Origin of the sequence: Rhodococcus sp. MTM3W5.2 (genome assembly GCF_001984015.1) — a bacterium.
Lineage (GTDB): Bacteria > Actinomycetota > Actinomycetes > Mycobacteriales > Mycobacteriaceae > Rhodococcus_G > Rhodococcus_G oryzae.
The window spans coordinates 2,681,359-2,700,498 of record NZ_CP019572.1; the positions used below are offsets into that span (position 1 = coordinate 2,681,359).

Here is a 19,140-nt window from a genome sequence, read left to right on the forward strand (position 1 = left end):
CGAGCCCGCCGTCAGCGCAACTGCGTGGTGCCAGTTGTGACTAGCCCTTGATCATGTTGCGGAGCACGTACTGCAGGATGCCGCCGTTGCGGTAGTAGTCCGCCTCGCCGGGGGTGTCGATGCGGACGACCGCGTCGAACTCCACCTTGGTGCCGTCCGTCTTGGTTGCCGTGACCTTCATGGTCTTCGGGGTGACACCCTCGTTGAGCTTGGCGATGCCCGTGATGTCGAAGGTCTCGGTGCCGTCGAGGCCCAGCGACGCGGCGGACTGGCCGACCGGGAACTGCAGCGGCACAACGCCCATGCCGATGAGGTTGGAGCGGTGGATGCGCTCGAACGACTCGGTGATGACGGCCTTGACGCCGAGCAGGCTGGTGCCCTTGGCGGCCCAGTCACGCGAGGAGCCGGAGCCGTACTCCTTGCCTCCAAGGACGACCAGCGGGATGCCGGCGGCCTGGTAGTTCTGCGACGCGTCGTAGATGAACGACTGCGGGCCGCCCTCGAGGGTGAAGTCGCGGGTGTAGCCGCCCGAGACGTCGTCGAGGAGCTGGTTGCGCAGGCGGATGTTCGCGAAGGTGCCGCGGATCATCACCTCGTGGTTACCGCGACGCGAGCCGAGGGAGTTGTAGTCCTTGCGCTCGACACCGTTGGCGTCCAGGTACTGGGCGGCCGGGGTGCCGGGCTTGATGGGGCCAGCCGGGCTGATGTGGTCGGTGGTGACCGAGTCGCCCAGCAGCGCCAGGACGCGGGCGCCCGTGATGTCGGTGACCGGGGTGGTCTCCATCGTCATGCCCTCGAAGTACGGCGCCTTGCGGACGTAGGTCGAGTTCTCGTCCCACGCGAAGGTGTCGCCCTCCGGGGTGGACAGGTTCTGCCAGCGCTCGTCGCCCTTGAAGACGTTGGCGTAGGAGTTGACGAACATGTCCTGGTTGATCGAGGACGCGATGGTCGCCTCGATCTCCTGCGTCGAGGGCCAGATGTCCTTCAGGAAGACGTCGTTGCCGTCCGTGTCCTGTCCGAGGGCATCGGTCTCGAAGTCGAAGTCCATGGTGCCGGCGAGACCGTAGGCGATGACCAGCGGCGGGGAGGCCAGGTAGTTCATCTTCACGTCGGGGGAGATGCGTCCCTCGAAGTTGCGGTTACCCGACAGCACCGCGGTGACCGACAGGTCGTTGTCGTTGATCGCCTTGGAGATGTTCTCCGGCAGCGGACCGGTGTTGCCGATGCAGGTGGTGCAGCCGTAGCCACCGAGGTAGTAGCCGAGCTTCTCGAGGTACGGCCAGAGGCCGGCCTTCTCGTAGTAGTCGTTGACGACCTGCGAGCCCGGCGCCATGTTGGTCTTGACCCACGGCTTGGTGGACAGGCCCTTCTCGACCGCGTTGCGGGCCAGCAGGGCGGCGCCAAGCATCACCGACGGGTTCGAGGTGTTGGTGCAGGAGGTGATGCCCGCGACCACGACGGCGCCGTGGTCGAGCACGAACTCGCCCTGCTCCGGGGTGGTGACGCGCACCGGCTTGGAGGGGCGGCCCTCGGCGCCGTTCGCGGCCGACGCCACGGCGCCCGCACCGTCGTCAGCGAAGGAGAGCGCGGCGGGATCGGACGCGGGGAAGGACTCCTCGACGGCCTCGTCCAGCTGGCTGTGGTCGGCTGCGGCGTGATCCTCCACGTAGGTGTGGATGTCGCGACGGAACGCGTTCTTCGAGTCCGAGAGCAGGATGCGGTCCTGCGGGCGCTTCGGGCCTGCGATGGACGGCACCACGGAGCCGAGATCCAGCTCGAGGTACTCGGAGTAGTTGGGCTCGGCGTCGGCGTCGTGCCACATGCCCTGTTCCTTGGCGTACGCCTCGACGAGCGCGAGCTGCTCCTCGCTGCGGCCGGTCAGGCGCAGGTAGTTGACGGTCTCCTCGTCGATCGGGAAGATCGCGGCGGTGGAACCGAACTCGGGGCTCATGTTGCCCAGGGTGGCGCGGTTGGCCAGCGGCACCTCGGCGACGCCCTTGCCGTAGAACTCCACGAACTTGCCGACGACGCCGTGCTTGCGCAGCATGTCGGTGACGGTGAGCACCACGTCGGTGGCGGTCACGCCGGGCTTGATCTCGCCGGTCAGCTTGAAGCCGACGACGCGCGGGATCAGCATGGAGACCGGCTGGCCGAGCATCGCGGCCTCGGCCTCGATGCCGCCGACGCCCCAGCCCAGCACACCGAGGCCGTTGACCATGGTGGTGTGCGAGTCGGTGCCGACGCAGGTGTCGGGGTATGCCTGGCCGTTACGGATCATGACGGTGGGCGCCAGGTACTCGATGTTGACCTGGTGCACGATGCCCATGCCCGGGGGACGACCTTGAAGTCGTCGAACGCGCCCTGGCCCCAGCGCAGGAACTGGTAACGCTCGCCGTTGCGCTCGTACTCGAGGTCGACGTTGCGCTCGAGGGCGTCGGCCCGGCCGAAGACGTCGAGGATGACCGAGTGGTCGATGACCATGTCGGCGGGGGAGAGCGGGTTGACCTTGTTCGGGTCGCCGCCGAGGGTGGCGACGGCCTCACGCATGGTGGCGAGGTCGACGATGCAGGGCACACCGGTGAAGTCCTGCATGATCACGCGGGCCGGGGTGAACTGGATCTCGATGCTCGGGTCGGCCGACGGATCCCAGCTCGCGATCGAGCGGATGTGGTCGGCGGTGATGTTCGCGCCGTCTTCGGTGCGCAGCAGGTTCTCTGCCAGGACCTTCAGTGCATAGGGCAACTTCTCGGTGCCGGGAACGGCGTTGAGGCGGAAGATCTCATACGAGTTCTCTCCGACCTCGAGGGTTCCCTTGGCGCCGAACGAATCAATACTGGTGCTCACGTCAGCTCCACTCGTCATTGAGGTTCGCCGTCGACGGGGCTGTGCCGACGGCTGAAGCGAAGCGCATCGCGGCGGACCAAACGGTCACGCCGGGCGCATCGCGGCAAGTCTAACAGTACGCTTGTCCTGTGAGAATTTCGGGCATGTGTGTAGGGCGCGTCGCGCCCCAACCGACACCTGTCGATTCTTGTCGACGGCACCGGCGGCCGCAACGCGGCAATCCCGGGTTTCGCCGCGCCGCGACATGTGTCACGTAATGTGCATCGGGTCAGCAGCGATGGTCCCCATACCGTCGTTCCCGTAACGCTGCATATCCCTCGACCCGATCCGGATGAAAGATGCCTGCTGCTCTCACCTCTGTGTTTCGTCCGGTCCTGGCTGACGTTCCCCCCGATATCGGCATCGACGCGATCCTGGCCGACATCCAGGATGACGGGGTGTCGGCGCCCGCGAGTGATGTGGACGGGCTCAGGAGCGTCGTGGTCCGGGCAGAGCAGGACGGGATCGAGCTGAGCGTCGTTGCACTTGCGGCGAACCCGATGCGGGATTCGCAACTGCGTGACATCGCGACCGAGGTGGGCAAGCAGGAGGGCGGCACCGTGCTGGTGCTGAGCCCGAGTTGGGTTGGTACCTACAGCGACACCCTCAGCCGGGTCACCGTCGAGGATGCGCAGGACAAGGCGTACACCGGAAATGCGGTGGCCTCGGCCGACAACTTCCTCGGCGCGATCACGCGACCGGACCCGCCGTACGGGCTCATCACGGCGGCGCTGGTGCTGCTGGTCGGCGGCGTTGCCGCGGTGAGCTTTTGGGCGCGCTCGCGGCGTTCGGCGGCCACCGGCGACGGCGCCGCGGACGCTCGATAGAGCGACTAATTCGGGTGGCAGGCCGCGCCGCCCTCGGATAGCTCGGTTCATCACGAGAAATCCCAACTCCGCGAATATCTTTCGCAACCGATTCGACGAACCCGCAGCTCACGGCGCTCCGTGGGTGTGCGAACCAGTGTTTTTCTTGTGACTAGAGTTCCACTAGTGGGCATTGTGTCGTACGATACTTTTGGCACTTATGGGGAAGAAGTGTCGCTTTGAGCAGCATGGCCACGCAAGTGGCGCGAGTTCGACGTTTCTGCTGACCGTCGAGTGCTGCCGAGCTTGCGCGTCTTCCCTGTGCGGGTACGACCGAGCTGAGCGCTGATCCGTCCGGCTCGGTGGAGAACCGAGGGAGAGACCTGTGAGGCGAAGGGCACCGCGCACGAGGACTCGTAGTGCACAACTGCTGATCGGAATGGCGATAGTGGCCTCGTTGGTCACCGGAACCCCTGGGCTGGCCGCCGCAGTGCCGCCGCCACCGCCGAATCCGAGCGAATCCGAACTGCAACAGGCCGGCCAGGGCGTCGAGGAGCGCGTCGGGCAGGTCAGCTCCCTCATCAACGACGTGGCCGCCGCCGACCAGCAGTTGCGCGCGCTCGACGATGAGGTCGCGATCAAGCGTGAGCAGGTGAACAAGGCGCTGGTCGACCTGCAGATGTCCCGTGACGCGGCCGCCGCGGCCGCGGGTGCGGTCGGTATCAGCCAGCAGGCACTGCGGGACGCGGGCGCCCAGATCGAGTTGGCGCAGACCAGGTTCGACGAGTTCGCGGCCAGAACGTACAAGCAGGGCACCGGCCTCGCGTCGTTCGCGTCGTTCCTCGGATCGCAGGGGCCAGGGGACGTGCTCGACCGCGCCCAGGTGATGAAGATCCTCGCGACCAACAAGAATTCGGTGATGGACGCGCTGCAACGCGCGAGAACCGAACAGGCGAACAAGGATTCGTCGACGCGCGAGGCGAAGCAACAGGCGGATGTCGCCGCCGTCGCGGCCGAGTCCCGCAAGTCCGACGCCGAGAACGCCATCTCGGTCGCGAGGTCCGCATTGGCGGAGCAGGCAGGCAAGAAGGCCGCGATCGAGGCGCAGAAGTCGTCGGCGGAGTCCGCGCTCGCGGCGGCAAGGGAGAATGTCTCCGGGCTGCAGAGTCAGCGTCAGGCCTTCGTCAACTGGGACACCCAGCGGGCCGCCGAGCAGGCCGCGATCGCCGCCGCTGCGGCCGCTGCCCGCGAGGTCGCTGCCGCGGCCGCGGCGCGCGTCGCCGCGAACCAGGCGGCGAAGGACCGGGCCCGCGAGCTCGCCACGGGACAGCGCCCGCACACCCAGATCGAGGACGACACCGCGACCGACTACGGCACCGAGGAATCGGGCACCGTCGAGTCGGAATCCGAGGAGGCCGAGGCCGAAGAGTCGGAGGAGTCGGAGGAGTCGCCGCCGGTCACCACGAAGCCGGTCAAGCCGAAGCCGAAGCCGAGCAAGCCCAAACCGGCCGTCACCGGCAGCGCCGCCGTCGAGACCGTGATCGACCGCGGGATGTCGCAGCTCGGTGTCACCTACGCCTGGGGCGGCGGGGACGAGAACGGGCCGACCCTCGGTATCCGTGACGGTGGTGTGGCGGACAGTTATGGCGACTTCAACAAGGTCGGTTTCGACTGCTCGGGCCTGATGATCTACGCCTTCGCCGGTATTGGCGTCTCACTGCCGCACTACACCGGCTATCAGTACACCGCGGGCGAGCAGGTGCCGTCCTCGGAGATGCGACGCGGCGACATGATCTTCTATGGACCGAACGCCAGTCAGCATGTCGCGCTGTACCTTGGCAATGGGGAGATGCTGGAGGCGCCGCAGTCCGGTTCCATCGTCAAGGTGTCGCCGGTGCGCTGGGACGGCATGACCCCGTACGTGGTCCGAATGGTGTAGCGACCTGACCGCCTTCCTGGACACGGAGGCGGATCGAGGCGATCGATGTGAAAGCGGTGGATTCTTGGTGACCTCAGCTGACGGGGCAACCGGCAGTACGGACGTGCAGATCCTCGAGAAGGTGATCTACGAGGTCAAGCGAGTCATCGTCGGGCAGGACCGGCTTGTCGAGCGCATTCTCGTGGGACTCCTCGCGAAGGGGCACGTGCTCCTCGAGGGCGTGCCGGGCGTCGCCAAGACGCTGGCGGTGGAGACCTTCGCGACCGTCGTCGGCGGTTCGTTCTCCCGCGTGCAGTTCACCCCGGACCTGGTGCCCACCGACCTGGTCGGTACCCGGATCTACCGGCAGGGCCGGGAGGAGTTCGACACCGAGCTCGGTCCCGTTGTCGCGAACTTCGTGCTCGCCGACGAGATCAACCGGGCCCCGCGAAGGTCCAGTCGGCACTGCTCGAGGTGATGGCCGAGCGGCACGTCACCATCGGCGGCAAGACGTTCCCGATGCCGGAGCCGTTCCTGGTGATGGCGACCCAGAACCCGATCGAGAGCGAGGGCGTCTACCAGCTGCCCGAGGCGCAGCGAGACCGCTTCCTGTTCAAGATCCTGGTGGATTACCCGTCCGTGGAGGAGGAGCGCGAGATCGTCTACCGGATGGGTGTCGCGGCTCCCGAGCCGAAGCCGATCCTGGATCCGGCCGAGCTGATCCGCCTGCAGAAGGCCGCCAGCGCGGTCTTCGTGCACCATGCCCTGGTGGACTATGTGGTTCGCGTGATCGCGGCCACCCGTACCCCGCCGAACTGGGCCTGACCGACGTGGCCGGGTGGATCGCGTACGGCGCCTCGCCGCGTGCGACGCTCGGCATCATCGCCGCCTCGCGCGCCCTCGCGCTGATGCGCGGACGTGACTACGTGGTGCCGCAGGACGTGCTCGAGGTGATCCCGGATGTGCTCCGCCACCGCCTGGTGCTCTCCTACGACGCCCTCGCGGACGACGTCTCACCCGACGACGTCATCACCCGGGTGTTGCAGAGCGTCGGTCTCCCGCAGGTCGCGGCCCAGCCGGTTGCCCCGCCCGCGCAGGCGCAGAACGGAGCCGTCGCACCGCAGGCGGCCCCGCAGTCCAACGGCACGCCGCAGCAACAGGCTGTCGCCGACCCGACCGCGTCGGTCGGTGGCCAGCAGCGGTGAGCGCCCCGGCTCATCGTGACGGCGGCGCGTTGCCCTCGTTCCGTTCGGGCGAGCTGCGCAACCCGGAGCTGTCCGCGGCCCTGCGCACCCTCGAGCTGACGGTCCGCAGGCGGCTCGACGGCGTCCTGCACGGCGAGCACCTCGGGCTGATCCCGGGGCCGGGCACCGAATCGGGCGACGCCCGCGAGTACCAGCCAGGCGACGACGTTCGCCAGATGGACTGGTCGGTGACCGCGAGGACGACGCATCCGCACGTGCGGATGTCCGTCGCCGATCGCGAGCTCGAGACGTGGCTGGTCGTCGACCTGTCCGCGAGCCTGGACTTCGGGACGACCGGGGCAGAGAAGCGCGACCTGGCGGTGGCCGCCGCGGCCGCCGTCACCCACCTCACCAGCGGGGGCGGCAACCGGATCGGCGCCATCGTCGCGACCGGCGAGCGGACCGTGCGCATCCCCGCGCGCGGCGGCCGGTTGCACGCGCAGGCGATGCTCCGGAAGATCGCGACCACTCCGCACGCCCCGGACGGGGTGCGGGGCGACCTGCGCGGCGCGATCGAGTCGCTGCGCCGACCGCAGCGCCGACGCGGGCTCGCCGTGGTGATCAGTGACTTCCTCGGTCCGATCGACTGGGAGCGGTCGATGCGCGCGTTGTCCGGCAGGCACGACCTGCTGGGTATCGAGGTTCTCGACCCCCGTGATCTGGAGCTGCCGGACGTCGGCGACGTCGTGCTGCACGACCCGGAGACGGGCCGGACCCGGGAGTTCCACACCACCCCGTCACTGCGTGCCGACTTCGCCGCTGCCGCGCAGGAGCACCGCCGCGCGGTCGAGCACACGCTGCGCGGCTGCGGGGCGCCCGTCCTGACGCTGCGCACGGACCGGGACTGGATCGCCGATGTCGTTCGCTTCGTGGCCTCGCGCCGACACAGTTATGGTGCTCGAGTGAATCGGGTGCCGCGCCAGTGAGCTTCGCTGATTTCGCGTCCCCCCTGTGGTTGGCGTTCCTCGTGGTGGTGGCGGCCCTCGCCGTCGCCTACGTCCTCGTCCAGCGCACCAGGCACAAGCACCTGCTCCGGTTCTCCAATCTCGAGCTGCTCGAGAAGGTCGCCCCTTCGCGGCCAGGGCGTTACCGGCACGTGCCCACCGCGCTGGTGCTGTGCGGACTGTTGCTGCTCACGGTGGCGCTCGCCGGCCCGACCTCGGAGAAGCGGGTGCCGCGGAACCGGGCCACCGTGATCATGGTGATCGACGTTTCCCTGTCGATGAAGGCCACCGACGTCGAGCCGACCCGGTTCGACGCCGCCAAGGCCGCCGCGAAGGACTTCGCGGACGGGCTGACGCCCGGGATCAATCTCGGGCTGGTCGCGTTCGCGGGGACCGCCTCGGTCCTGGTCTCGCCGACGATCAATCGCGAGGAGACCAAGACCGCGATCGACCACCTCAAGTTGAGCGAACGAACGGCGACCGGCGAGGCCATCTTCACCTCGCTCCAGTCGATCGAGACGCTCGGCGCGGTCCTGGGCGGCGGGGATCAGGCGCCGCCCGCGCGGATCGTGCTCCTCTCGGACGGGAAGCAGACCGTCCCGGATGACCCGGATGCCCTGCGCGGCGGCTACACGGCCGCCAGGGAGGCGAAGGAGAAGGGCGTGCCGATCTCGACGATCTCGTTCGGCACCACCTACGGCACCGTCGACATCGAGGACGAGCGGATCCCGGTCCCGGTCGACGATCCGTCGCTTCGCGAGATCGCGAACCTCTCCGGCGGTAGCTTCTTCACGGCGTCCAGCCTCGAGGAACTGCGCAAGGTCTACGACACCCTCGAGGAACAGATCGGGTTCGAGACGACCAGGGGCGACGCCAGCAGGCCCTGGCTGGTGCTCGGGGTGCTGTGCACCACGGCGGGGCTCGCCATGGCGCTGGTTCTGCGCCAACGCCTGCCCTAGCGGGGCCATGACCCGTCACAATTCCACCGACCGACGCCGATGCGGCGTACACGAACAGATAGGTTGATCGCATGTCGAACACCCCCTCTCCGTCCCGTTCCGTGCTCGTGACCGGAGGCAACCGCGGCATCGGCCTCGCGGTGGCCCAGCGTCTGGCGGCGGACGGTCACAAGGTGGCGGTCACGCACCGTGGGTCCGGGGTTCCCGAGGGCTTGTTCGGCGTGAAGTGCGACGTCACCGACGCGGAGTCGGTGGATCGGGCGTTCACCGAGGTCGAGGAGCACCAGGGTCCGGTCGAGGTGTTGGTCGCCAACGCGGGCATCACCGACGACACGCTGCTCATGCGGATGACCGAGGAGCAGTTCACGAACGTCATCGACGCCAACCTGACCGGCGCCTTCCGGTGCGCCAAGCGGGCGAACCGTGCCATGTTGCGGGCGCGCTGGGGCCGGATGATCTTCCTCGGTTCGGTGGTGGGTATGGCCGGTCAGGCCGGGCAGATCAACTACGCCGCCTCCAAGGCCGGCGTGATCGGTCTGGCGCGCTCGGTGACCCGCGAGCTGGGGTCGCGGTCGATCACCGCGAACGTGGTGGCGCCCGGCTTCATCGAGACCGACATGACCGCCGACCTGCCGGAGGACATGAAAGAGATGGCGAAGAAGTTCATCCCGCTGCAGCGAGTGGGTAAGGCCGAGGACGTCGCGGCCGTGGTCAGCTTCCTCGCCTCGGAGGACTCCGCCTACGTCTCCGGCGCCGTCATCCCGGTGGACGGTGGCATGGGCATGGGCCACTAGGTCCGCTCGAAACTTCACCCACACACAGACTTTCATCACAGGAGAATCACCATGGGCGGACTGCTCGAAGGCAAGACCATCCTCGTCACCGGGATCATCACCGACTCGTCGATCGCGTTCCACGTCGCGAAGGTGGCGCAGGAGCAGGGCGCGAAGGTCATCATCACCGGGTTCGACCGGCTGCGGCTGATCGACCGCATCGCGCAGCGCCTGCCGCAGCCGGTGCCGCCGGCGATCGAGCTGGACGCCACCAACGAGGAGCACCTCGCCGCGCTCGCCGATCGTGTCCGCGAGGTGGCGCCGGAGGGTATCGACGGTGTGCTGCATTCGATCGCCTTCGCGCCGCGGACACTGATGGGGCCCGAAGCCAAGCCGTTCCTCGAGGGCCCGGGGCCGGATGTGGCGAAGTCGTTCGAGATCTCGGCGTGGAGCTATGCGTCCCTCGCTCGCGCCGTCCTCCCGGTCATGAACGAGGGCGGGTCGATCGTGGGCATGGACTTCGATCCTCGGACCGCGATGCCGTACTACAACTGGATGGGTGTGGCGAAGGCCGCGCTCGAGTCCGTCAACCGGTACGTGGCGCGAGAGGTCGGCGAGGCCAAGAAGATTCGCTCGAACCTGGTCGCAGCGGGTCCGATCAAGACCCTGGCCGCGAAGGCGATCGCGGGCACCGCCACCGACGACGCGAAGCAGCTGAACCAGCTCCAGTCCTACTGGGACGGTGCCTCGCCGATCGGCTGGAACGTTGGGGATCCGACTGCGGTCGCGAAGTCGGTCGTCACGGTGCTTTCGGACTGGCTGCCGGCCACGACCGGCTCGATCATCTACGTCGACGGCGGGGCCAGCCACAACATGTGGTTCCCGGAGGGCTTCGCGGGCTGACGTGCCGATGACTGCTGACGCCCTGCTGCTGCTCTCCTTCGGCGGACCCGAGAAGCCCGACGACGTCCGTCCCTTCCTGGAGAACGTGACCAGGGGCAGGGGAGTGCCGCCCGAGCGCCTCGACGAGGTGGTCGAGCACTACCTGCACTTCGGTGGGGTGTCGCCGATCAATCGGCTCAACCGCGACATCATCGCCGCGGTCGAGTCCGAGTTCGCCGGTGCGGGAATCGAATTGCCGATCTACTTCGGCAACCGCAACTGGCATCCGATGGTCGAGGACACCGTCGCTCGCATGCGCGACGACGGTGTCCGCTCGGCACTGGTGTTCCCCACCTCGGCGTGGGGCGGCTACTCCGGCTGCCGGCAGTACCACGAGGACATCGAGCGGGCCAGGTCCGCGGTCGGCGATGGTGCGCCCGCGCTGGTGAAGTTGCGCCAGTACTACGACCACCCCCTGCTCATCGCGGCGTTCGCCGAGGCGATCGTCGCGGCCCGCGAGCAGCTCCCGGCCGATCGGCGCGCCGGGGCCAGGCTCGTGTTCACCGCGCACTCCATCCCGGTCTCCGCGGACGCCTCGGCAGGCCCTCCCGCCGACGGCGGCCGGCTCTACAGCCGCCAGGTCGCCGAGGCCGCCCGGTTGTGCGCTGACGCAGTCGGTGTCGAGGAGTACGACCTGGTCTGGCAGTCGCGGTCGGGGCCGCCGCAGATCCCGTGGCTCGAGCCCGACATCTGTGATCACCTCGATGCGCTGGCCGCGGCAGGCACCGAGGCCGTGATCGTGTGCCCGGTGGGCTTCGTCTCCGACCACCTCGAGGTGATCTGGGACCTGGACACCGAGGCAAGGGACAGGGCCGCCGAGCTCGGGCTCGGCTACGTCCGGGTCGGCACGCCGGGCACCGATCCGCGCTTCGCGCAGCTGGTTTCGGCTCTGGTGCGGGAGCAGTCGGACGGCGCCGCCCCGCAGCGGCTCGGATCTGAACCGCTGTACGGGGCGGGCGCGAACGGCGCCCTCTGCGCGACGGCGTGCTGCGAGCCGCCGCGCAGGCCGGGGCGCTGACCGCTCGGATCAGACGGAGATCTGTTGCAGGGTCCAGCTGTTGCCGTCCGGGTCGGTGAAGCCCGCGTACGAGACGGTCGGCTTGCCAGGGGCGCCCATCTCCTCGACCTCACCCATCTCCACACCGCGGCCCTCGAGTTCGGCCCGCGCGCCGTGGATGTCGTCGACGACCAGGTGCAGGCCCTTCACCGAACCAGGAGTGGTGTCGACGATGCCGATGCCGAAACAGATGGAGCACGCCGACCCGGGCGGGGTCAGCTGCACGACGCGGAACTGATCACCCGCGCTGTGGTCGTGGTCGAGCGTGAAGCCCGCCTTGTCGATGTAGAAGGACTTCGCGCGATCGACGTCGGCGACGGGAATCGGTACGAGTTGGAGTCTCAGGTCCACGGTGGTCTGCCCTCTCCTGCGCGTGTCTGGGGACGATCACCGAGGATCCTCCTCCTCGGCTCGGCAGGTTGTCGACGCACCTCGCCGACGGTGTCGGGTCGGCGAACACCGGCGTAGTGTTCGGACCGTCGGATCTGGAGAGGCGATGGTGCTGATGCGTACCGACGGAGACACCTGGGACATCGTGAGCAGCGTGGGCCGCACCGCACTGGGGGTGGCGACCTTCCGGGCGCTGGAATCGGAACGTCCCGATCCGCTGATCACGGACGGATTCGCGCGCTGGTTCGTCGAGGCGGCCGGCGATGAGCACTTCACCGGGCTGCTGGCCGATCCGTCCCCGCTCGAGAAGATGCCGTTCTTCTTTCCCGGCTTCATGGGTGTGCGGACCAGATTCTTCGACGAGTACTTCACCGCGGCGTCCGCCGACGGGGTCGGGCAGGCGGTGATCGTCGCGGCCGGACTGGACGCGCGGGCCTACCGCCTGGACTGGGCGCCGGACATGGCGGTCTTCGAGGTCGACCAGCCGAAGGTGCTGGCATTCAAATCCGCAGTGCTCGACGCGCACGGCGCCCGGCCGAAGGTCGACCGCAGGCCCGTCGCGGTCGACCTGCGCGAGGACTGGCCTGCCGCGCTGGAGGCAGGGGGATTCGACCCGGGCCTGCCGTGTGCCTGGTCGGCCGAGGGCCTGCTGCCGTATCTTCCCGGCGCCGCACACGACGCGCTCTTCGAGCGGATCGACGGACTCTCCGCGGCTGGCAGCCGGATCGCCCTCGACGGATTCGGTGCCGGGACGGACGTGAAACGGTTCCTTGCGTTGCGGGACAAGTACTTCGGGGACAAGCAGTTAGACGACATCGATATCGCGTCACTGTTCTACGACGACGAACGGGCCGACCCGGCGCAGTGGTTGACCGACCACGGCTGGACCGTGCGGCGGTTCAGCCCGGTCGAACTCACCGCGGCCTACGGCGTGCAGGTCCCGGATCTTCCCGACGACCTCGCGGACCTGGCGCGGACCCCCGCGTACCTGGCGGCCACGAGATAGCGGCCGGGTTACACCCGCGGCCTGGCCGCTCGCACGGTCGCGGCGACCGCCCCCAGGCGGGCCGCCCGGATCGTCGACCAGAGCGGCCGGAGGGTCTCCTCGCGTGCCGCAACGCCAGCGGCGGTTTGCGCCCGGACCCCGGTTTCGCCCGCGACGGTGAGGATCGCGGCCACCTGGTCGGCGGTGTCGAAGATCCGCAGCGCACGATCGGGAGTCGAGTCGGGGTAGCTGTGGTGCGAGAACTCCTCGAGCGCCTCGGCGACGCGGGCGCGCGGGTCGCGGTCGTCGGCGGCGAACCCGCCGCGCATCGAGGCGAGGGTGTCGGCGGCGTCGCGGACGGCGCTGCGCATCTCGAACTCGGCCTCGCCCAGCCCCATCTGTTCGATGGGCTGCGGGATGACCGGCACCGGGAACACCGTCCAGCGCAGCACATCCGGCCCCTCCACGGTCGGCACGATGCCGGCCCCCGGCCGGCCGGGCGCGCCGACGAGGACGCCCTCCTCGGCGTGAATGGCTGCCGCGGCGAAGTCGGTACCGGTGGGCAACCCGCGGACATCACCCGGCGCGGGCAACACGAGGGTGAGCTGGGTGTCCGCCTCGTCGGCGCTGAGCATGCGGGCGATCCGCATCAGCACGATCGGTCCGTTGTCCTGGAGCTGCGGCCAGGGCAGGTCCAGACGCAGCGCCACCTCGGCGTCGGCCGCCCCCACCAGGTGCATGGGCGCCCAGGACTGCACGGCGTCGATGACGTCGTCGGGGGAGCTGGCCCCGGCGAGCCAGGAGGTGGCCCACATGGTCAGGGTGGTGCTGGGACAGGACACGGTATTCCAGCATAGGTCGGCGTGGCGGGCGACGACCAACCGAATCCGTGTCCTAGCGTTGTCGACCGTGAGTGCACGCGACATGTACGGCGGAAACATCTTCTCCGGTCACACCCGTAGCCGACGGCCGGAGTACCCGAAGGTCCCCGCGGACAAGGGGCTCGTGGTCGAGGACTCGGCGACCGGCTACTGCGGCGCGGTGGTCGGCATGGAGAAGACTTACGACGGCGACTACGTGCGCCTCGAGGACTCCCGACGCCAGACGCGACTGTTCGCCATGCGTGAGGCCGCCTTCCTGATCGACGGCAAGCCGGTGACCCTGGTGCGGCCGACCGCTGCGAAGAAGCCGGCCGCGGCGACCCGGTCCGCGTCCGGATCGACCCGGGTGGAGGGGCTGAAGGCCCGCACCGCGCTGCCGAGCCGGATCTGGGTGGAGGGCATCCACGACGCCGCGCTGGTGGAGCGGGTCTGGGGCCATGATCTGCGGGTCGAGGGCGTCGTGGTCGAGCACCTGGAGGGGCTCGACAATCTCGCCGACCGCCTGGCCGAGTTCCGGCCAGGACCGGGACGGCGGGTCGGCGTGCTCGCCGACCATCTGGTCGAGGGCTCGAAGGAGTCCCGGATGACGCAGAACGTCGGGCCGCACGTGCTGGTCACCGGTCATCCGTACATCGACGTCTGGGAGGCGGTGCGGCCCAAGGCGGTCGGCATCGCGGCGTGGCCGAAGATCCCGCGCGGGCAGGACTGGAAGACGGGAATCTGCCGCGAGCTGGGCTGGGGGACCCCACAGGACGGGTGGCGCCGCGTCTACGGCTCCGTGTCCAGCTTCCGCGACCTGGAGTCGCCGCTGATCGGCGCGGTCGAGCGGCTGGTCGACTTCGTCACCGCCACGGACTGATCCCAGTGGTCGTTTCCCGGGCCGCACTCGCGGGGAACTCTGGTTAGATGGTGTTGTGGCAGCACTTGTCTGGCTGATAGCAGGAGTCTTGCTGGCCGCGGCCGAGGCATTGTCGGGGGATTTCTTCCTGCTGATGTTGGCCGGCGGCGCCTTTGCCACGGCCGGGGTCAGCGCGGTGACCGACTGGCCGGTGTGGGTCGACGCCGTGGTGTTCGGCGTGGTGTCGCTCGCACTCGTCCTCGGGGTGCGGCCCGCATTGCTGCGCCGCTTCGCGAAGCCGCCGCTGGTACCCACCAACGTCGAGGCACTGGCCGGTAAGCATGCGCTGGTCCTCGAGGAGGTTGCCGAGCACGCGGGCCAGATCAAGCTCGCGGGCGAGGTGTGGACCGCCCGCCCGCTCGACAGCTCCGAGGTGTATCCGCCAGGAACGACCGTGACCGTGATGGAGATTGACGGCGCGACCGCCGTCGTATGGAGGGGACCGTAAATGGCCGCATTGATCGTTCTGGCCGTGATCGTGCTGCTGGTGGTGATCGTGGTGGCGAAGTCGGTCGCCCTGGTCCCGCAGGCGGAGGCGGCCGTCATCGAGCGGCTCGGCCGCTACGCGAGGACGGTGTCCGGCCAGCTCACCTTCCTGGTGCCGTTCGTGGACAAGATCCGGGCCAAGGTCGACCTGCGTGAGCGGGTGGTGTCCTTCCCGCCGCAGCCGGTGATCACCCAGGACAACCTGACGCTGAACATCGACACCGTCGTCTACTTCCAGGTGACCAACCCGCAGGCAGCGGTGTACGAGATCAACAACTACATCGTCGGCGTGGAACAGCTGACCACCACGACGCTGCGCAACGTGGTCGGCGGCATGACGCTCGAGGAGACGCTGACCTCGCGCGATTCGATCAACGGGCAGCTCCGCGGGGTGCTGGACGAGGCCACCGGCCGCTGGGGCTGCGCGTCGCCCGCGTCGAGCTCAAGAGCATCGACCCGCCGCCGTCGATCCAGGAGTCGATGGAGAAGCAGATGAAGGCGGACCGCGAGAAGCGGGCGATGATCCTCACCGCCGAGGGTCACCGCGAATCCGCCATCAAGACCGCTGAGGGCGACAAGCAGTCGCGGATCCTCGCGGCGGAGGGTGCCAAGCAGGCGTCGATCCTCAGCGCGGAGGGCGAGCGGCAGTCCCGCATCCTGCGTGCGCAGGGTGAGCGGGCCGCGAAGTACCTGCAGGCGCAGGGTCAGGCGAAGGCGATCGAGAAGGTCTTCGCGGCCATCAAGGCAGGCAAGCCGACACCGGAACTGCTTGCGTACCAGTATCTTCAGACCCTGCCGCAGATGGCACAGGGCGACGCGAACAAGGTGTGGCTGGTGCCGAGCGACTTCGGGGATGCGCTGAAGGGTTTCGCGCGGACCCTCGGGGCGCCAGGGGAGGACGGGGTGTTCCGCTACGAGCCGAGCCAGGTCCAGGAGGACCTGCCCAAGCCGGAGGATGACTCGGCGGAGGTCGCCGACTGGTTCGAGATGAAGGCGGACCCGACCGTCGCGCGCGCGGTCGCGGCGGCGGAAGCCGTTGCGCGCCAACCCGTCGACACCTCACTGGTGCCAGAGCATCAGCTCGAGCCCCATCGGCACGAGTCGGGCGAGCTGCCCGCGGGCCCCTCGGATCCGGGTGGGCAGCTGCCGCCGGGATAGCCGGAAGCGGTCGCTCAGGTCGGCGTGTGTGCGGGTCGACCGACGACCGATTCGACGACGCTGAGGACGGCCGCCGCGAGACGCTCGGTCTGGCCGTCGCGGACGTAGTGGAGCACCATGTCGGGGTTGATGGTGGCCAGCAGGACCGGGGCCAGTGCCTCGGCGTCGAGATCCGGTCGAGCCTCCGCGAGCAGACCGGCGATGTGTCCGTACCAGAATCCGTGAATTGCCTCGGTGTGCGGGTCGGCGGTGGCGTTGTCGTAGGCGATCATCAGCTCGACGTTGTCCGCGACCAGTCGGAACATCGCGTCGAAGTACGCGATCAGTCTGTCGGCTGCGGGCGCGCCGGGTCCCAGCGGCGGCTCGCCGCTGACGACCGCGTCACGCAGGTTGTGCGCGCGCTCGAGGACAAGGGCCTTCATCAGCCCGGCGCGGCTGCCGAACCGATGGAAGACGGTTCCCTTACCGACGCCTGCCGCCGCGGCGATCTGCTCGATCGAGACGTTCTCGGCGCCGAACTCGCTCAGGAGCGCGTCGGTCGCGTCGAGGATCGCGCGGCGATTCCGGACGGCGTCGCTGCGCTCCCGCGTTGATCCGCTACCCACCCGTGTACCTCCGTTGACAAGTTGACCGTCGGTCCATAACGTGACCCTCGTCCGGTAACTGGACCGGCAGTCAAATTAGGGAGTGTCGATGCGGGCAATAGTAATGACATCGGTCGGTGGACCCGAGGTCCTCGTCGAGCGGGACGTGCCCGCACCGCAGCCTGGGGTCGGCGAGGTGGTGATCCGAGCCGAGGCGATCGGGGTCCATTTCGCCGAAACGCAGCTCCGCTCAGGGACCTTCCCGTCGCCTGCGGTCCCTCCGTTCGTCTTCGGGGGCGAGGCGGCGGGGACGGTCGTCGAGGTGGGCGCGGGCGTCGACGGGGGCATGATCGGTGCGCGGGTGATCGCGACGACCGATGGCACCGGCGCCTACGCCGAGCGGGTGGTGGCCGCGGCCGCCGCGACCGTCCGCGTCCCCGACGGGCTGTCGTTGCCGGACGCCGTCGCGGTGGCGGTGCCGGGTGCGGTCGCGTTGACCCTGCTGCGTGCCGCTGACCTGCGGGCGGTGAAGTGGTGCTCGTGGAAGCCGCCGCGACGGGAGTCGGCGCGTACCTGACCCAGTTGGCCGGGGAGTTCGGCGCGGCGCGCATCCTCGCCACCGCAGGGGCAGCTGACAAGCGCGACCGGGCGCGCTCGTTCGGCGCCGACGACGTGTTCGATCACGCCGACCCGGATTGGCCGAGCCGCGTGCGCGAAGTCCTTGGCGATGCGACCATCGACGTCGCGTTCGAGTCGATCGGCGGCGAGTCCGCGGCGCAGCTCCTGGATCTGATGACCCCGCTGGAGGGTCGAATGCTGTTCTACGGGTTGCTGAGTGGTCGGCCGGCGGCCATCGGGTCCACAGACCTGTTGCCGCGAGGGCTCACCCTCACCGGCTGCGGCGGGCCGGCCTGGCTGGGGCGGGTCGCGGCGGCCAGGGCCGAGATCCTCGAGCGTGCGGCCGCCGGAACCGTCACGCCCGTGGTCGACTCGATCCTTCTGCTCGGCGACGCCGCGCTGGCACACGAGAAGATCGAGAAGCGGGCCGCCACGGGGAAGATGATCCTGGCGCCGCGGTCAGGTGCGTCATCGTCTAACTGATGAGCGCCTTCGCGACCCCGCACACCGCCACCGACCACAGCACGCTGGTGAAGGTGCCGATGATGAACTGTTCGGACGCATGGGGTTCGCGCAGTTCCGGGTAGCGCGCCAGGCCCTTGACCGCGAGCACGATCGCGAGGCCCTCGGGCCAGCCGGCCAGGATCGCCACCGCGACGGCGCTGCGCTCGAGCACGCCGATGATCCGGCCGCCACGCAGCGGGCCCTCGCCTGCGACGCGAGGGGCGAGCGTGACCGTGTCGGGCGTCGGTCCCGCGTCTTCCTGGCGCTTGGCGATGCGAAATGCCGCGCGTACCAACGGCGCTCCACCGGTGGCCGCGGCCAGCACGGCGAGTACCAGGGTCGCGCCGAGCGCGAATCCCGTGACGGGCCGGGTCGCGGTGGCGGCGAGCGCGGCGCCGCCGAGGGCGAGCGTCGCGATGGTCGGGCTGATCCACAGCCGGATCCGGCCGCTCGCGAGCACCACGGGGGAGACCGCGGCGAGGCCGAGCAGGATCAGAGCGAGCGTGGTCATCGGGCCGCCTTCTGAAGAAGTCGCAGCGCGAGGGTGCGTCCGGCGCACTCCGCCTGCCACCCGGCCACGGCCAATCGTTGCGAGATGGCCTGCTTGCTGATGCCGAGCCGCTCCGCGGCCTCAGCCTGGGTGAGTCCCTCCCGCATCGCGGCCACCGCGTCCCTGCCCGGCTCGGACCGCCTCGAGACGAGCACCGACACCAGCATGAGGGCGGTTTCCGCATCGGCGGCTGAGGTGGCGTCGGGCCCGGTGACGGCGACCGAGCCGGGCAGGTTCTTGGCTCGGTCGACGGCGTCCCTGGCGGCCTCGAAGGCCTGCCCGCGTCCTGCCCTGGTACTGGCGGGCAGGGGGATCTCGACGGGGCCAACGCCGATCCCGACGCTCCAGTGCCCGCGTGCCGCCAATTCGAGTGCGAGGTCGACGACCACCTCGGCCCGCTCCGCCACCGCCTGTACCTCGTCGCCCGCGGTGCGCTCGAAGGGGCGCAGCAGCGGTGCGTCGGCGAATTCGCGCAGGATCGGATCGACGCGGTCGAGGTCGCGGCGGCTGCCACGCTGGTCGACCGTCATGACGAACATTCGTCAAGGCTAGGAACTGGA

The 19,140-nt window shown here is 69.1% G+C and carries 17 protein-coding genes and 3 pseudogenes; 14 read left to right on the forward strand and 6 right to left on the reverse strand.

The genetic code is table 11. The annotated features are described in order from the left end of the window. Positions 1–40: 40 nt before the first annotated feature. A pseudogene (locus tag BTZ20_RS12390) lies at positions 41–2,862 on the reverse strand (aconitate hydratase). 341 nt (positions 2,863–3,203) lie between these two features. Here BTZ20_RS12390 and BTZ20_RS12395 point away from each other — a divergent pair. The 8 genes and pseudogenes from BTZ20_RS12395 (at position 3,204) to BTZ20_RS12430 (ending at position 11,487) form a co-directional block, all read left to right on the forward strand. After that, positions 3,204–3,710 carry a DUF6676 family protein gene (locus BTZ20_RS12395; protein WP_223263740.1) on the forward strand — a complete coding sequence of 169 codons (507 nt, stop codon included), beginning with the start codon at positions 3,204–3,206 and terminating at the stop codon, positions 3,708–3,710. A 418-nt stretch (positions 3,711–4,128) separates the two neighbouring features. Further along, positions 4,129–5,628: an NlpC/P60 family protein gene (locus BTZ20_RS12400; protein ID WP_083742645.1), complete on the forward strand. Its 1,500-nt coding sequence runs from the start codon at positions 4,129–4,131 to the stop codon at positions 5,626–5,628. Between the two features lie 64 nt (positions 5,629–5,692). Further along, positions 5,693–6,812: pseudogene (locus BTZ20_RS12405) on the forward strand (AAA family ATPase). Next, positions 6,809–7,777 carry a DUF58 domain-containing protein gene (locus BTZ20_RS12410; RefSeq protein WP_077041565.1) on the forward strand — a complete coding sequence of 323 codons (969 nt, stop codon included), beginning with the start codon at positions 6,809–6,811 and terminating at the stop codon, positions 7,775–7,777. Before BTZ20_RS12405 ends, BTZ20_RS12410 begins: the two are co-directional and overlap by 4 nt. Next, the gene (locus BTZ20_RS12415) at positions 7,774–8,754 is read left to right on the forward strand and encodes a VWA domain-containing protein (RefSeq protein WP_077041566.1); all 981 of its coding nucleotides are present in this window, start codon (positions 7,774–7,776) and stop codon (positions 8,752–8,754) included. The genes BTZ20_RS12410 and BTZ20_RS12415 overlap by 4 nt, the downstream gene beginning before the upstream one ends. A 71-nt stretch (positions 8,755–8,825) precedes the next feature. Next, positions 8,826–9,548, forward strand: a complete 723-nt coding sequence (gene fabG1 / locus BTZ20_RS12420) for a 3-oxoacyl-ACP reductase FabG1 (protein ID WP_077041567.1) — start codon at positions 8,826–8,828, stop codon at positions 9,546–9,548. Between the two features lie 51 nt (positions 9,549–9,599). Continuing rightward, complete coding sequence (inhA, locus tag BTZ20_RS12425; protein ID WP_077041568.1) at positions 9,600–10,430, forward strand: NADH-dependent enoyl-ACP reductase InhA; 831 nt, start codon at positions 9,600–9,602, stop codon at positions 10,428–10,430. 7 nt (positions 10,431–10,437) lie between these two features. After that, positions 10,438–11,487, forward strand: coding sequence for a ferrochelatase (locus BTZ20_RS12430; protein ID WP_077043666.1), 1,050 nt, complete (start codon positions 10,438–10,440; stop codon positions 11,485–11,487). 9 nt (positions 11,488–11,496) lie between these two features. Here the strand turns inward: BTZ20_RS12430 and BTZ20_RS12435 are convergent, their stop codons facing one another. After that, positions 11,497–11,877 (reverse strand): VOC family protein, encoded by a 381-nt coding sequence (locus BTZ20_RS12435; RefSeq protein ID WP_077041569.1) that lies wholly within the window; start codon positions 11,875–11,877, stop codon positions 11,497–11,499. Between the two features lie 154 nt (positions 11,878–12,031). Here BTZ20_RS12435 and BTZ20_RS12440 point away from each other — a divergent pair, with 154 nt between their 5' ends. Next, positions 12,032–12,922 carry a class I SAM-dependent methyltransferase gene (locus BTZ20_RS12440; RefSeq protein WP_077043667.1) on the forward strand — a complete coding sequence of 297 codons (891 nt, stop codon included), beginning with the start codon at positions 12,032–12,034 and terminating at the stop codon, positions 12,920–12,922. An 8-nt stretch (positions 12,923–12,930) separates the two neighbouring features. Here BTZ20_RS12440 and BTZ20_RS12445 read toward each other — a convergent pair whose 3' ends face one another. Beyond that, complete coding sequence (locus BTZ20_RS12445; RefSeq protein ID WP_077041570.1) at positions 12,931–13,743, reverse strand: hypothetical protein; 813 nt, start codon at positions 13,741–13,743, stop codon at positions 12,931–12,933. Positions 13,744–13,810: 67 nt separating this feature from the next. Here BTZ20_RS12445 and BTZ20_RS12450 point away from each other — a divergent pair, with 67 nt between their 5' ends. The 3 genes and pseudogenes from BTZ20_RS12450 to BTZ20_RS12460 all read left to right on the forward strand — a co-directional run bounded on the left by BTZ20_RS12450 (position 13,811) and on the right by BTZ20_RS12460 (position 16,324). Next, entirely contained in the window at positions 13,811–14,641 is an 831-nt protein-coding gene (locus BTZ20_RS12450; RefSeq protein WP_223263741.1) for a DUF3097 domain-containing protein, read from the forward strand. A gap of 55 nt (positions 14,642–14,696) precedes the next feature. Then, a complete protein-coding gene (locus tag BTZ20_RS12455; protein WP_077041572.1) occupies positions 14,697–15,128 on the forward strand; it encodes an NfeD family protein in 432 nt (143 codons plus the stop codon). Next, positions 15,129–16,324 (forward strand): annotated as a pseudogene (locus tag BTZ20_RS12460) (SPFH domain-containing protein). It abuts the gene before it with no gap. Between the two features lie 14 nt (positions 16,325–16,338). Here the strand turns inward: BTZ20_RS12460 and BTZ20_RS12465 are convergent. Next, positions 16,339–16,929: a TetR/AcrR family transcriptional regulator gene (locus tag BTZ20_RS12465; protein ID WP_077041573.1), complete on the reverse strand. Its 591-nt coding sequence runs from the start codon at positions 16,927–16,929 to the stop codon at positions 16,339–16,341. 88 nt (positions 16,930–17,017) lie between these two features. Here BTZ20_RS12465 and BTZ20_RS28050 point away from each other — a divergent pair, with 88 nt between their 5' ends. Together BTZ20_RS28050 and BTZ20_RS28055 are read left to right on the forward strand one after the other, a co-directional pair. Continuing rightward, entirely contained in the window at positions 17,018–17,485 is a 468-nt protein-coding gene (locus BTZ20_RS28050; RefSeq protein ID WP_223263742.1) for an alcohol dehydrogenase catalytic domain-containing protein, read from the forward strand. After that, positions 17,443–18,009 carry a zinc-binding alcohol dehydrogenase family protein gene (locus BTZ20_RS28055; RefSeq protein ID WP_223263743.1) on the forward strand — a complete coding sequence of 189 codons (567 nt, stop codon included), beginning with the start codon at positions 17,443–17,445 and terminating at the stop codon, positions 18,007–18,009. The genes BTZ20_RS28050 and BTZ20_RS28055 overlap by 43 nt, the downstream gene beginning before the upstream one ends. Here BTZ20_RS28055 and BTZ20_RS12475 read toward each other — a convergent pair. Beyond that, complete coding sequence (locus BTZ20_RS12475; RefSeq protein ID WP_077041574.1) at positions 18,002–18,541, reverse strand: hypothetical protein; 540 nt, start codon at positions 18,539–18,541, stop codon at positions 18,002–18,004. The two genes, BTZ20_RS28055 and BTZ20_RS12475, sit on opposite strands and share 8 nt — an antisense overlap. Next, positions 18,538–19,119, reverse strand: coding sequence for a helix-turn-helix domain-containing protein (locus BTZ20_RS12480; protein WP_077041575.1), 582 nt, complete (start codon positions 19,117–19,119; stop codon positions 18,538–18,540). Before BTZ20_RS12480 ends, BTZ20_RS12475 begins: the two co-directional genes overlap by 4 nt. Between the last annotated feature and the right edge of the window lie 21 nt (positions 19,120–19,140).